Origin of the sequence: Bacteroides acidifaciens, from assembly GCF_024623065.1 — a bacterium.
GTDB classification, from domain to species: Bacteria; Bacteroidota; Bacteroidia; order Bacteroidales; family Bacteroidaceae; genus Bacteroides; species Bacteroides acidifaciens.
The window spans coordinates 1-14,387 of record NZ_JANJZR010000041.1; the positions used below are offsets into that span (position 1 = coordinate 1).

A 14,387-nucleotide genomic window follows, 5' to 3' on the forward strand; every position below is an offset into this window, starting at 1 on the left:
AGTTATAGATATACCGTTTTTCTTGTATAGACTAACTAAAATTTATGCATAACCCCACTAGAATTTACGGGTGACCCAACTTAACGTCTCAAAGTTCACATCCTTCACAGCCATCACCGTGAAGGATGTGCCGCATCTCTCGACACCCCATAATAACCGGGAGCAGGCACATACATCGGTTGGTTGCGCAGGCCGATATTCACAAGTTTCCCTTCTCCACGCAGACGAACCAAATGCGTTTTGGCGGTAGTACGGGCCAAGCCGCAAATCTCCTGAAAGTCCCGACGGGGCATCATCTGATGTCCGGCAAAATATTCTTTCAACAGCATATCAATCTCCACTTCCGAAACCTTCTCCGAATGGCGGACGTACTTGGACTGACTGGCACGGACGCCAATGAAATGTCCTTTCAGACTAGTGTCAGGACGGAAACGAACTGTTTTAAAAGTCACTTTATTCGTTTTATGCGGAGTGTTGCGGGGCACTTTTCCCGTGGCCGCCAAAGTGGGGAAAAAATAACCGATTCCCTCGATATGCACTTCTTTTCCCTCACGCAATGACTCACCGAGAATCTTCGACAGGTTGTCGAGCACATTCTTTACATCACCCACAGTCAACGAACTGTAATCATGAATCTTGCAACAAAGTGTTTCCGTATCCACCTTACCATTCATAAAGATACGCGGATGCAACGCTGCCTCTTCTTCTTCCGAAGATGCATTAGGATTTTCATACCAATCAAATACAATAGCCATTACTTCTTATCAATTAAAATGTGTAACTTCATCATAGGACGACTGTAATCGGCTACTCGGACAACTGGAATCGGCTGTTCAGTCAACTATAGTCAGCCGACCGGACAACTCCAGTCGGCTTTCCTCAAATAAGCACTAAAGATACGACATATCAGCATAAGAAAGCATGTTTTTCGTTTCAGGAGAAAATAAACATTTTCTTAACCAAATACTTGCAAACCCCATATTCCATGTTATACCTTAGCAGCATCAACCGGTCGAGAAAACAACATTTATTCATTTGGCAAAGAAGAAAAATATGAAGACATTAGAATATAACTCCAAACGCCGAACTGGTTATACCGCGTGGGGGTGAAAACACCGTAATCCTCGCAGATGGAACTACGGTTCATTTGAATGCCGGTTCCAAACTGACTTATCCGGTACGTTTTGCCGGTAAACGCAGAATTGTACGTTTGGAAGGCGAAGCCTATTTTGATGTTGTAGCGGATGAGGAACATCCGTTTGTGGTGCAAATTCATCTTGGAGAAATAACCGTGCTTGGGACTGCATTCAATGTAAATGCTTATGCCGATGCCCCTGTCTGCTATACGACTCTGGTACATGGAAAAGTGAAATTCTCCACATTAAATGCGGAAACGATTACCCTTTCACCGGGTGAACAGGCTGTTGTATTTGCCAATAGTTCAACGAAACGCGAGGTGGATTTGGAAGAATATGTCGGTTGGGTAGATGGTATGTACATCTTTAATGACCGTCCCCTGGGCGATATTATGAAGACATTTGAACGCTGGTATGACATACAGGTTTATTACGAAACCCCGAACCTGCGCGACATTACCTATAGTGGCAGCTTGAAGCGTCACGGAACAATAAACTCCTTCCTGGATGCACTGGAACTGACGGGCGACCTGACTTACAAAATCAGTGGGCGGAGCATATTGATATATGACAAAGCGGATGAACAGGCATAAAAGGATAGAATATTAGAATAATTAGAATATTAGGTACACAAAAGTTTAATTATTAATTTAACGTCAGTTCGATATAAGCCTGTATTTTTCGATTCTCCTCCTTCCCGAAGGAGGGGAAGCTATGCGGGCGAGCTTATATCGAACTGACGTTATTTAGGTTCTGTTAGAATTTTTATTAAAATAAAAAAACGCTCTCTTTATCTATCAATAGCATTGTCATAAACAACAGATGCTACAACATCATTGTTCTTTCTTTTAGCTATTAGATAGGCCAAACTCCATATTTGGTATTGTGTAGTTATGTTATTCTTTATATTGATTGATAATTCGTAAGGGGTAGTATCCACATTCCATTGTACGTTGAAATCTTCTATACCTGTAGGTGAAGCCCCTTGAATATACGCTAAATCATATTTATTAAAATCAATTTTAGAAAGCTCATCTGTATATCCTTTGAATCTATTATCGAACTCTGACGAACTCCTTATGACGATCATGCTGTCTGAAGGAATATCGATTCTAATATTTTGAGGCAAATTATAACGAGTCAGCATTTTAATATCATTTTTGCTACAACTAGCAAAAGTTGCTAACAATAGTAGAAAGAACAATTTTTTCATAATATGTAAAATTTATCTTAATTAGAATTGACTTGAAATATGCAACATAAACTCAGATACGTAATAATCTGAGTTTATGTTGCATCAAATGTAATAAAAAATATAATATATGAGCTTTTTTATTCAAATTATAATTCTGTATTTACTTTTATTAATAGTTCGTTCAAAATTAGCCAATCCTAAGCGGATCTGGCAGTAAATAAAATGAGTTCTTTGAAAAGTTTGTCAATAACTTGTGGGTCTGGGTTAATCCCAAACACGCAAATAAATCGTTCAAGCATATAAGCATTGTGTATGAATGACTTGCAATTGGATATTGAATATGTTATTCCGAGCCTCTTACATGCCGCTTTTGCCAAGTTGCCAGCAGCGAGTGATGCATTGAAGTGAAAATCCAACTTTCTGAAGTCTGTAGACTGACAGTTGATGATTCCAGTATGCTGCTTGCCATCTCTGAAACAAAATTCGAGTTGGAACCTGGTTCTGTAATAATCCAGGACTTCGCGTCCATCCATCGAATCGTCTGTAGAGAAGTAAAGCTGCCACTTGTCTGATCTTCCATCCATGGGGTACCAGACGGATAAGGAAACGTACCTTTTGAGAGCTTTTGCATATACCCTCAATCCGTATAGCTTTCCCTTATTCACTTCGTATTCCTTGCATCGGGTAAGAACCAGATTGGCAAAGTCAATCCTACCGTCAAACCACTTAGGATGTCCTCGTTTTCCTGTTTTCTTTTCCAAAGGAGAGTAATCAAGTGCATTACTCTTCAGGTTGAACCCTGTGCGCTCAAAGTATTCCAAGGCGAGTGAAACGAAATCTTTACGCAATATCCCGTTTTCCCGGCAGTATATTTCAAGCTGCCAAGAGGTCTCTCCGCTTATCGAAATGGTTGTTTTCTCCGGTTTGCTTTTGGGCTGTATGTTTGAACTTGACAGCCATCTTATAAACTTATATCGAACTCACATTAATTTAGTATTAATATTAGCATTACGTTGCTAATGAAGGCGCCCCGTCGTAGTGGTTACGATGGGGCGCTTTTTCAGTATGCTCGGCATGGTATATCCGAATGAACCATCAGCGGAATATGGTTTATGACTGTCGTATCGCCAATGCCTTGTTTTCCGCTGCTTCCATAATCTCCCGCTCTCCGGGACCTTTATCGTTGATGCCGCACAAGTGGAGAATTCCGTGAATAATGACACGATGTAGCTCATCGTCATAGGATGCGCCGAATTGTTCCGCATTGGTGCGTATCGTATCCAGACTGATGAATAAGTCACCCGACAGGCGGTCGCCTTCACAATAATCGAAAGTAATAATGTCCGTGTAGTAGTCGTGTTGCAGATACTGACGGTTTACCTCCAGGATCTTTTCGTCGGAGCAGAAGATATAAGCGATTTCACCGAGTCTTTTCCCGTAAGAAGCAGCTACGGCTTTTATCCATTCCGTAGTCTCGCGTTTCTTGATATCAGGCATTTTTATGCCTTCTGTTTGATAAGTTACAGCCATAATTGAATGTTATGATTTAAAAGAAAAATAAATAACTGATTAAGATGGCGGCTATGATACCTGAGAAGTCTGCTATCAAGCCACAAGTAACGGCGTTGCGGGTTTTACTGATACCCACACTGCCGAAATAAACGGCCAGAATATAGAATGTGGTGTCCGAAGCCCCGCGAACTACACAACTCATACGCCCCACAAACGAATCCGGTCCCAGCTCTTTCATCGTATCGATCATCAATCCGTTCGCACCGCTACCGCTAAGCGATTTCATCAATGCCGTAGGCAGTGCGCCTACAAAGCTTGTGTCGACTCCGCATAAACCTACTACATAACCGATTCCGCCCACTAAGTAATCCATCGCTCCCGAAGTGCGGAACACTGCAATTCCTACAAGGAAGGCAACCAGATAAGGGATGATGCGTACAGCCGTCGTAAATCCCTCTTTGGCTCCTTCTACAAACGAATCGTATACATTGATTTTCTTTCTGACTCCCGTCAGGATAAACAGGATGATGACACTGAACAGCAGAATATTCGCTATCAATGTAGAATAAGTACCCATCTCCTCTCGTGAAACGCTTAGAAACAGATAAACCAAACCGGAAAAGAAAAGACAGATAACGCCCGTTAAAAGGAGGATAGGTTTATTGATTAAGTTGATTTTCTGGGCGATGCTGACTGCTATGACTCCTACTAAGGTGGAAATGAAAGTACTTAGCAGGATAGGGATAAATACATCCGTAGGCTGTGCGGCCCCCATTTGTGCGCGATATACCATGATACTGATAGGAATGATGATAAGGCCGGATGTATTAACCACCAAAAACATAATCATCGGATTGGAAGCCGTGTCCTTTTTCGGATTCAGTTCCTGCAGCTCTTTCATCGCTTTCAGCCCCAGCGGGGTGGCCGCATTGTCGAGGCCAAGCATATTGGCAGACATATTCATGAAGATAGACCCCAGCACAGGGTGTCCTTTAGGAATGTCCGGAAACAGCCGGCAAAGCACCGGACTAAGAAAGCGAGCCAGCGCATTAATCAATCCGCTGTTCTCGCCGATTTTCATGATGCCCAGCCAAAGAGCCAGCACTCCCGTGAGCCCGAGAGAAATCTCGAAAGCTGTTTTTGAAGAATCGAATGTAGCGTTCATAATAGCCGTAAATATCTCCGTATCTCCCCCAAAAATCACTTTTACAAGGGCGATAATAAAGGCGATGACAAAGAATCCTATCCAAATGTAATTTAGAACCATTGTAATTCAGTTAAAATAGAATGATACAAAGGTAGATAAAAGATTGATTTGTCTCTGTTTTCTTTATTATTTTCTATGGAAACCGTGCTAAAAATAACGTAAGTTCGATATAATTTCGTCCGCATGGTTTCCCCTCCTTCGGGAATAGTACAAGCTTATATCGAACCGGCGTTAAAATATTCACTTCTATACTGAAATGAATGAATTCACTATATGGGGTAATACAGTCATATCGTTTCAGTCCATTTGAATTCAGCTTTTGCAATTCTCTTCCATAGAGTTTTTTTCATTTTTGCCCTCATGCCCTCACATTTCCCCTCAATCCCTTTATTCATGGTGCTTTCCGCTGTGAGAGCAAGTATGATAGCAGAGTGAGGGCAGACGTTTGCCCTCACTCTCCGAATTTGCCGTTTTTTGATTCAACCCGTTGATTGATGATGATATATGTGCTTTTGCACATCTGCAAGCACTCCTCTGTTGATTTTCATTTTTCACAGTGTCCTTGCCAGTCAATCTGTAACAAGAATAAAGAAACAACTAGTCAACCATTACCGGAGAAGTACAGCTTCTCTTTTTCCCACATATTGTGGGAAAATATTCCCAAGCATTACGGGAATTTGTTCCCACAAAATGAGGGAATATTTTCCCAAGTAGTCGGGAATGTTTTCCCATAATATGAGGGAATACTTTCCCACAATATATGGGAAAATCGGAACTTGTATCATTTGGCTCATTTTCGCGCCGTCTAGCTTAAAACGCACAGGTTTGAATCAAATTAAATGCGGTTGCCCTCATTGATTTTCTTTATGTTATTTTGAAATCCGGATACCGATTGGAGTTTTTCTTCGTCTTTCGTATACTGAAAATGAATGTAAATCTCTATCTTTGTCTCCTACTTTTCAAGAAATAAATGGAACAGGAAGATTTTAACATACGCGAACATCAGCTTACTTCAAAAGAACGGGATTTCGAGAACGCACTCCGTCCGTTGAGCTTTGAAGACTTTAGCGGACAGGATAAGGTGGTGGAGAACCTCCGCATTTTTGTGAAGGCGGCACGCCTGCGTGGCGAGGCGCTCGACCATGTCCTGCTTCACGGCCCTCCCGGCTTGGGAAAAACAACCCTTTCAAATATTATCGCCAACGAATTGGGTGTCGGCTTTAAAGTCACTTCCGGTCCGGTGCTCGACAAACCGGGCGACTTGGCAGGTGTGCTGACCAGTCTCGAACCGAATGATGTGCTCTTTATAGATGAAATCCATCGTCTGTCGCCTGTAGTGGAAGAGTATCTTTACTCTGCCATGGAAGATTACCGCATTGATATTATGATTGATAAGGGACCTTCGGCACGTAGCATTCAGATTGATTTGAATCCTTTCACACTGGTGGGGGCTACTACACGTAGCGGTCTGCTGACAGCCCCGCTTCGTGCACGTTTTGGTATAAACCTTCATTTGGAGTATTATGATGATGATATCTTGAGCAATATCATCCGCCGTTCTTCATCCATACTGGATGTGCCTTGTTCGGTACGTGCAGCCTCGGAGATTGCATCCCGCAGTCGCGGGACGCCCCGTATTGCCAATGCTCTGCTCCGCCGGGTACGTGACTTCGCACAAGTGAAAGGCACTGGCTCTATTGATACGGAGATTGCCCAGTTTGCGCTGGAGGCATTGAATATCGACAAGTACGGACTGGATGAGATAGACAACAAGATACTTTGTACCATTATAGACAAGTTTAAAGGCGGTCCTGTCGGTATAACGACCATTGCTACAGCTTTGGGAGAAGATGCGGGAACCATTGAGGAAGTTTACGAACCTTTCCTGATCAAAGAAGGATTCATGAAACGTACTCCCCGCGGACGTGAGGTGACAGAACTTGCCTATAAGCATTTGGGGCGTAGCCTGTATAGTGGCAATCAAAAAACGTTGTTTAACGATTAATATAAAGTTGTGTAATAAGCAGTATCTCATTAGGGGAGCACCTGAAAGTTAAAAGTCGATAGTATTCCTACTCTCCTCCTTCTGGAAGGAGGAGTACCCGTAGGGGGAGGTGGTAGGTGAATACATAAAATGAAATATTTATGCACGATACAATGAATAAGTCTGAACTGAAATCAGTTCGAAAAGATTTGCGTAATAATGGCACTTCTGCCGAAGCTACTCTCTGGAAGTTAATCAAGGGAAAGCAAATTGACGGACTTAAGTTTCGTCGGCAGCACAGTGTCGGTCCCTATATTTTAGACTTCTATTGCCCGCAATTCCGGTTGAGTATAGAACTGGACGGAGAAGTACATTCTACTTCGGTAGCAATGGATTATGCGGATAATCGTGCTCGTTTCCTCATTAATGAAAAGGATATTTGGGTCATTCGGTTTGAGAATAGAGTGGTATTTGAGAATCCTTCGCAAATTGTGGAGGAGATTCGAGAGGCTGTAGGAAAGAGGAGAGGGAATCCTACCACCTCCCCCTGTGGGGACTCCTCCTTCCAGAAGGAGGAGAGTCAGAATACTACCGACTTTTCGACGTTAATCACTAAACCGTTAACCGTTAATCACTAAATCGTTAACCGTTAATCATTAAACAGTTAATCATATCTACATGGCTGGACTAAAATCATTAGCTAAAGATACTGCAATTTATGGGTTAAGCAGTATTGTCGGACGATTCCTTAACTATATGCTGGTACCCCTGTATACAGCTGTATTACCGGCTTCTTCCGGAGGTTACGGAGTCGTATCGAACGTATACGCATTTACAGCCCTGATGCTCGTACTGCTTACGTTCGGTATGGAAACGGGATTCTTCCGTTTCGCCAATAAATCGGGGGAGGACCCGATGAAAGTGTATGCCAACTCCCTATTGTCAGTAGGAGGCGTATCTTTGATTTTCGCTCTCCTTTGTTTATTGTTCCTGCAACCGATTTCCAATTTGCTGGATTATGGCGATCATCCGGAGTATATAGCGATGATGGCTATTGTGGTAGCTTTAGACTCTTTTCAATGCATCCCTTTTGCCTATTTGCGATACAAGAAACGTCCTGTCAAGTTTGCAGCTATCAAGCTGCTCTCTATCGGTGGCGGCATCGGTTTGAATCTGTTTTTCCTGTTGGGGTGTCCGTGGCTGAATGTGCATTGTCCGGCAACCATCGCTTGGTTTTATGACCCCGACTATCTGGTGGGATATATCTTCGTTAGCAACCTGATCATCTCGGTTGTACAGATGTTCTTCTTTATCCCAGAGCTGAGAGGATTTGCTTATAAGCTGGACCGGGTGTTGCTGAAGCGAATGGTAGTATACTCTTTCCCGGTATTAATCTTAGGTTTGGTAGGTATTCTGAATCAGACTGTAGACAAGATGATCTATCCGTTTCTCTTTGAAGATCGGCAGGAAGGATTAGCACAACTGAGTATCTATGCGGCAACCTGCAAAATTGCGATGGTAATGGCCATGTTTACACAGGCTTTCCGTTACGCTTACGAACCGTTTGTCTTTGGCAAAGACAGCGAAGGAGATAACCGGAAAATGTATGCGGCTGCGATGAAATATTTCCTGATCTTTTCATTGCTGGCTTTCCTTGCAGTCATGTTCTATCTCGACTTGTTGCGTTACCTCGTAGCAAAGGACTACTGGGAAGGTCTTGGAGTAGTATCTATCGTGATGCTTGCAGAAATCTGTAAAGGGATTTATTTCAACCTCTCCTTCTGGTATAAACTGACGGATAAAACCTATTGGGGGGCTTACTTCTCAGTGATCGGTTGTGTCATTATTGTCGTATTGAACATCTTGTTTGTGCCGGTTTATGGCTATCTTGCTTCGGCATGGGCTTCTGTTGCAGGCTATGCCGTAATCTTGCTGTTATCCTACTGGATAGGACAGAAAGAATACCCGATTCGTTATGATTTGAAAAGCCTCGGACTTTATGTTCTGCTGGCAGTGGTACTCTACGTTATTGGAGAACAGGTGCCTATCCCTAATCAGGTGCTCCGTCTCGCTTTCCGTACCGTACTTTTATTGCTATTTATAGCTTATATTATCAAGAAGGATTTACCATTGAGTCAGATTCCTGTTATTAATCGCTTTATAAAGAAGAAATAATTATGAAGACAGATGAACGTAATAAGTTTGCTATCAGGTCCTTTCTGAGAGAATATCTGGACTTGAAAAAAGACAAGGATAACGAACTCGCCACCGTGGATTCTATCCGTAAAGGTGTAGAGTTTAAAGGTGCCAATTTATGGATCCTGATTTTTGCCATCTTTATGGCATCACTCGGATTGAATGTAGACTCTACCGCAGTCATTATCGGTGCCATGTTGATTTCTCCGCTGATGGGACCTATTATGGGAGTAGGACTCTCTGTCGGACTGAACGATTTCGAATTAATGAAGCGCTCTTTAAAGAGTTTTCTCATAACGACCGCTTTCAGTGTGACAACGGCCACTATCTTCTTCCTTCTTGCCCCTATTGCCGGTTCGCAGTCGGAGCTGCTGGCACGTACATCGCCCACTATTTATGATGTATTCATCGCGCTTTTTGGTGGTTTGGCAGGTGTGGTAGCTCTCTCTACCAAGGAAAAAGGAAATGTGATTCCGGGCGTTGCCATTGCTACTGCATTGATGCCGCCGCTTTGTACGGCAGGTTACGGGCTTGCCTCCGGTAATCTTATTTATTTCCTAGGTGCTTTTTATCTTTATTTCATCAATTCTGTTTTTATCAGTCTTGCCACTTTCCTCGGAGTTCGTGTGATGCATTTCAAACGAAAAGAGTTTGTTGATAAAACCCGTGAGAAGACCGTACGTAAATACATCGTTCTCATTGTGGTGCTTACCATGTGCCCGGCGGTTTATCTGACATTTGGAATTATAAAAAGCACCTTCTATGAGGCGGCAGCCAATCGTTTTATTAGCGATCAGCTGAGCTTTGAAAATACACAGGTGCTTGATAAAAAGATCAGCTATGAACATAAAGAAGTGCGGGTTGTTTTGATTGGTACTGAAGTGCCCGATGCTTCGATTTCTATTGCCCGTAGCAAGATGAAAGAATATAAGTTGGAAGATACGAAGCTGGTTGTATTGCAGGGGATGAATAACGAAGCGGTAGATGTGACTTCCATCCGTGCCATGGTCATGGAAGACTTCTACAAAAACAGTGAGCAGCGCCTTCAGCAACAGGCAGTGAAGATTTCCCAACTGGAGACGACGCTGGAACAATACAGGACGTATGACGCAATGAGTCGTACATTAGTGCCCGAACTGAAAGTGCTTTATCCTTCCATCACTACGCTCTCCATCGCTCATTCGCTCGAAGTGCGGGTTGACTCGATGAAGACCGATACGGTAACATTGGCTGTTTTGAAATTCGACAGACATCCGTCTGCTGCCGAGAAACAGAAAATCAGCGAATGGCTGAAAGCCCGTGTAGGAGCGAAGAAGTTGAGGCTGATTACCGAATAATGATACTCGGATTGATCATAGAATATATAAATCCAACTTGAATAAATTAAAAAATAATAGCATGAAACTCAGACTAATCGCAGTGATTCTCCTCTCCCTTTGCCTGTCGCAGGCATTTGCTGACGAGGGAATGTGGTTATTGGGGAACCTTCGCAAGAACAAACAGGCAGAACGGGTGATGAAGGAACTCGGTTTGCAGATGCCTGTGAATAAACTGTATAATCCGAAGAAACCTTCTCTTTCAGATGCTGTTGTCAGCTTTGGAGGTTTCTGTTCGGGAGTGGTGGTTTCCGAAGACGGTCTGGTGTTTACCAATCATCATTGTGGTTTCAGCAGTATCCAGCAGCATTCTTCCGTAGAACATGATTATCTGAAAGATGGCTTTTTTGCACGTAGCCTTGATGAAGAGCTGCCGAATCCGGAGTTGTACGTCCGTTTTCTGCTTCGTACGGAAGACGTTACCAAACGGGTATTGTCTGCCGCCCGTCATGCTAAAACGGAAACAGAACGCCGTGTAGCTGTCGATTCGATCATGAATGTAATTAGTCTGGAAGTTTCCGAAAAAGATTCTACGCTGACCGGTATTGTCGATGCCTATTATGCAGGCAATGAATTCTGGCTTTCCGTTTATCGTGATTATAACGATGTTCGTTTGGTCTTTGCGCCTCCTTCTTCTGTCGGGAAGTTCGGATGGGATACGGACAATTGGATGTGGCCGCGGCATACGGGCGATTTCAGTGTATTCCGTATCTATGCCAATACGAAGAATGGCCCGGCTGATTATTCTCCTGACAACGTCCCTTATCATCCTGAATATGTAGCGCCCATCTCTTTGGATGGATACAAGGAAGGTTCTTTCTGTATGACGCTTGGTTATCCGGGAAGTACGGAGCGGTATCTTTCTTCGTATGGTATCGAAGAGATGATGAATGGAATCAACCAGGCAATGATTGATGTGCGGGGAGTAAAACAAGCAGTTTGGAAACGGGAGATGGACCGTCGTCCGGATATTCGTATCAAGTATGCTTCAAAATACGATGAAAGCTCCAATTATTGGAAGAATAGCATCGGAACAAACAAAGCCATCAAGCATCTGAAGGTATTGGAAAAGAAACGGGCGGCTGAAGCAGCCCTTCGCGACTGGATTCAGTCTCATCCGGAAGAAAGAGAGAAGCTGATTCGTTTATTTTCTTCTCTGGAGTTGAGTTATAGTAATCGCCGGGAAACAGATCGGGCATTGGCTTATTTCGGCGAATCGTTTATCAATGGTCCCGAGCTGGTACAGCTTGCTCTTGAAATTCTTAATTTTGACTTTGAAGCCGAGGAGAAGCTGGTGATTACCCGCATGAAGAAGTTATTGGCGAAATATGATAATCTCGATCTTTCTATTGATAAGGAGGTTTTTGCTGCCATGCTCAAAGAGTATCAGTTGAAAGTGGATAAGAAGTATCTGCCTGCTATATATGAAAAGATAGATACACTTTATAACGGAAATATTCAGGCTTATGTAGACTCTTTGTATGCTACTTCCAGCATAACATCTCCTAAGGGTCTGAAACGTTTCCTAGAACGGGATACTACGTATAATCTGATAGAGGATCCGGCTGTTTCCTTGAGTCTGGATCTGATCGTGAAGTATTATGAGATGAATCAGAGTATTTCCGAAGCTTCCGAGCAGATAGAGCAGGGGGAACGTTTGTTCAACGCTGCCATGCGCCGTATGTATGCCGATCGGAATTTCTATCCGGATGCCAATTCCACCATGCGGCTCAGTTTCGGAACGGTTGGGGGATATACTCCTTTTGATGGAGCCACTTACGGTTATTATACCACCGTGAAAGGCATCTTTGAGAAGGTGAAGGAACATGCGGGGGATATTGACTTTGCCGTCCAGCCGGAGTTGTTGAGTCTGCTTTCTTCCGGTGATTTCGGCAGATATGCCAATGCACAGGGAGAGATGAATGTTTGCTTTATTTCTAATAATGATATTACAGGCGGTAATTCCGGTAGTGCGATGTTCAATGCCAAAGGAGAATTGCTTGGGCTGGCTTTCGATGGCAACTGGGAAGCAATGAGCAGTGACATCGTATTTGAACCTGACTTGCAGCGTTGTATCGGAGTAGATGTGCGGTATATGCTCTTTATTATGGAGAAATATGGTAAGGCGGGCAATCTTGTTCAGGAGTTGAAGATAGCTCGATGAAGCTAATAGAGCTGGAAGCGGGAGAACATATACTGAAATTGATATTAAAGCATTCATAATAAATCCCGGACGGATGTTTTTACACCTGTTCGGGATTTACCTTCTGTAATGTAGAGCCTATTTATTGAATACTATTCAGTAATTCAATTTTTCCTTCGTTTACTAGCTTGAGTATCAGTTCGCCGAACAATGTATTCTGCCATGCAAACCACGCACGTGTAAACTTCTCAGGATTATCTTTATGGAAAGATTCGTGCATGAATCCTGTGCCTGCATCTGTATTTATTAGCATTTGGATGCATTCTTTGATTTCTTGGTCATCTTGGCTTGTAAAGGCTTTCATCATAATACTCATGGGCCATATCATATCATAACCAATATGCGGACCCCCGATACCTTCTCCGGCTTTTCCTTTAAAGAAGTAAGGATTGTCTTTACTCCATACAAAGCGGCGGGTATTTTGATAGATCGGGTCGTTCACATCTACATCGCCCAAATATGGCATTGCCAGCAGGCTTGGTACATTGGCATCATCCATAAGGAAATGATTTCCGAATCCATCGACTTCGAAAGCGTAGATTGTGCCGTATTTGGGATGATTATAGGTTGCATATTGTTTCAGAGCCGTTTCCACTTCCTGTGCCAGTTCGCTGCATTGTGTTGCCAATTCGGTCTTTTGATTGACAGTCTCTAAGATTTCAGCAGCTTTTCGGAGTGAAGTAACTGCAAAGAAGTTGGAAGGAACCAGAAATTGAAGGGTGGTAGCATCATCGGAAGGACGGAAAGCCGAAACGATTAATCCTACGGGATTTACCGGAGCGCCCAGCCCGTCGTTGTTCAGCGTATCAAGCGCACGTTCCGTTTTTCTCTGGAATTTATAAGGACCTACTCCCTCTTTTCTCTGTTGCTCTTTGAATGTTCTCAGGATATTGATGACGGCTTGAATCCATTCGTTATCGAAAATACTAGCGTCTCCCGTCTCTTTCCAATACTGATAAGCCAGGCGGAGGGGATAGCAGAGAGAGTCAATCTCCCATTTACGTTCGTGCAGTTCCGGTTTCATGTCCGTCAGGTCTGTCATCCAGTCGCCTCCTTTAGCTCCATCGTTGAAAGCATTTGCGTAAGGGTCGATATTGATACATTTGAATTGGCGGCGGATAACGCCCTCGAGCATTTTCTTTAATTCCGGGTCTTTATGAGCTAGCTGGATATATGGCCACACTTGAGCTCCCGAATCACGAAGCCACATGGCATGGATGTCTCCAGTATAGACAAAAGTATCCGGTTTGCCATCGGTGGTGCGATAGTGTACGGTTGTTTCCAATGTGTTAGGAAAGCAGTTCTCGAACATCCAGGCAAGTTTGCTGTTGGTCAGCAGCTTCTTCACTCTCAGGATTTCAGCTTCTACTGCCTGTGAAGTGAATAAACGGTCTTTTTTAGCCGGACGCTGGCTTTTATACTTTCCGGTAATTTCTGCTTGCTTGGCAATCATGGTATTGTCCTTAGGACAAATGAAAGTGGAAGCGTTCATATTGCTTCCTATTAGCAGGGCAGTTGCAAGGGTGCAAAGGCGCATGTTTCTTTTTGTCATATTTCTTTTTATCATTTATTAATGTT

General features: G+C 43.2%; 11 protein-coding genes and 1 pseudogene. 6 read left to right on the forward strand and 6 right to left on the reverse strand.

Translation table 11 applies throughout. From position 1 onward, the window contains the following. Positions 1-113: 113 nt before the first annotated feature. Positions 114-755 carry an HU family DNA-binding protein gene (locus NSB03_RS12530; protein WP_024987435.1) on the reverse strand — a complete coding sequence of 214 codons (642 nt, stop codon included), beginning with the start codon at positions 753-755 and terminating at the stop codon, positions 114-116. Between the two features lie 329 nt (positions 756-1,084). On the opposite strand from NSB03_RS12530, the pseudogene NSB03_RS12535 reads away from it, so the two are divergent. Continuing rightward, a pseudogene (locus NSB03_RS12535) lies at positions 1,085-1,729 on the forward strand (FecR family protein); the annotation flags it as partial. A gap of 197 nt (positions 1,730-1,926) precedes the next feature. Here the strand turns inward: NSB03_RS12535 and NSB03_RS12540 are convergent. From NSB03_RS12540 to NSB03_RS12555, 4 genes are all read right to left on the reverse strand, one after another. Beyond that, the gene (locus NSB03_RS12540) at positions 1,927-2,349 is read right to left on the reverse strand and encodes a hypothetical protein (protein ID WP_128824347.1); all 423 of its coding nucleotides are present in this window, start codon (positions 2,347-2,349) and stop codon (positions 1,927-1,929) included. A gap of 179 nt (positions 2,350-2,528) precedes the next feature. Next, on the reverse strand, positions 2,529-3,296 hold the full coding sequence (locus tag NSB03_RS12545; protein ID WP_371826231.1) for a BfmA/BtgA family mobilization protein: 768 nt from the start codon (positions 3,294-3,296) through the stop codon (positions 2,529-2,531). A 145-nt stretch (positions 3,297-3,441) separates the two neighbouring features. Beyond that, positions 3,442-3,861, reverse strand: coding sequence for an rRNA maturation RNase YbeY (gene ybeY / locus NSB03_RS12550; protein ID WP_024987438.1), 420 nt, complete (start codon positions 3,859-3,861; stop codon positions 3,442-3,444). Positions 3,862-3,877: 16 nt separating this feature from the next. Beyond that, positions 3,878-5,110: a spore maturation protein gene (locus tag NSB03_RS12555; protein WP_024987439.1), complete on the reverse strand. Its 1,233-nt coding sequence runs from the start codon at positions 5,108-5,110 to the stop codon at positions 3,878-3,880. Positions 5,111-6,020: 910 nt separating this feature from the next. On the opposite strand from NSB03_RS12555, the gene ruvB reads away from it, so the two are divergent. From ruvB to NSB03_RS12580, 5 genes are all read left to right on the forward strand, one after another. Then, positions 6,021-7,055 carry a Holliday junction branch migration DNA helicase RuvB gene (ruvB, locus tag NSB03_RS12560; protein WP_024987441.1) on the forward strand — a complete coding sequence of 345 codons (1,035 nt, stop codon included), beginning with the start codon at positions 6,021-6,023 and terminating at the stop codon, positions 7,053-7,055. Between the two features lie 140 nt (positions 7,056-7,195). Next, the gene (locus NSB03_RS12565; protein ID WP_024987442.1) at positions 7,196-7,672 is read left to right on the forward strand and encodes an endonuclease domain-containing protein; all 477 of its coding nucleotides are present in this window, start codon (positions 7,196-7,198) and stop codon (positions 7,670-7,672) included. A 40-nt stretch (positions 7,673-7,712) separates the two neighbouring features. Next, the gene (locus NSB03_RS12570) at positions 7,713-9,209 is read left to right on the forward strand and encodes an oligosaccharide flippase family protein (RefSeq protein WP_024987443.1); all 1,497 of its coding nucleotides are present in this window, start codon (positions 7,713-7,715) and stop codon (positions 9,207-9,209) included. Between the two features lie 2 nt (positions 9,210-9,211). After that, positions 9,212-10,567 (forward strand): TIGR00341 family protein, encoded by a 1,356-nt coding sequence (locus tag NSB03_RS12575; RefSeq protein WP_024987444.1) that lies wholly within the window; start codon positions 9,212-9,214, stop codon positions 10,565-10,567. A 61-nt stretch (positions 10,568-10,628) separates the two neighbouring features. Further along, positions 10,629-12,770 (forward strand): S46 family peptidase, encoded by a 2,142-nt coding sequence (locus NSB03_RS12580; RefSeq protein ID WP_024987445.1) that lies wholly within the window; start codon positions 10,629-10,631, stop codon positions 12,768-12,770. 121 nt (positions 12,771-12,891) lie between these two features. Here the strand turns inward: NSB03_RS12580 and NSB03_RS12585 are convergent, their stop codons facing one another. Continuing rightward, positions 12,892-14,361: a glycoside hydrolase family 125 protein gene (locus tag NSB03_RS12585; protein ID WP_024987446.1), complete on the reverse strand. Its 1,470-nt coding sequence runs from the start codon at positions 14,359-14,361 to the stop codon at positions 12,892-12,894. Positions 14,362-14,387: the final 26 nt, after the last annotated feature.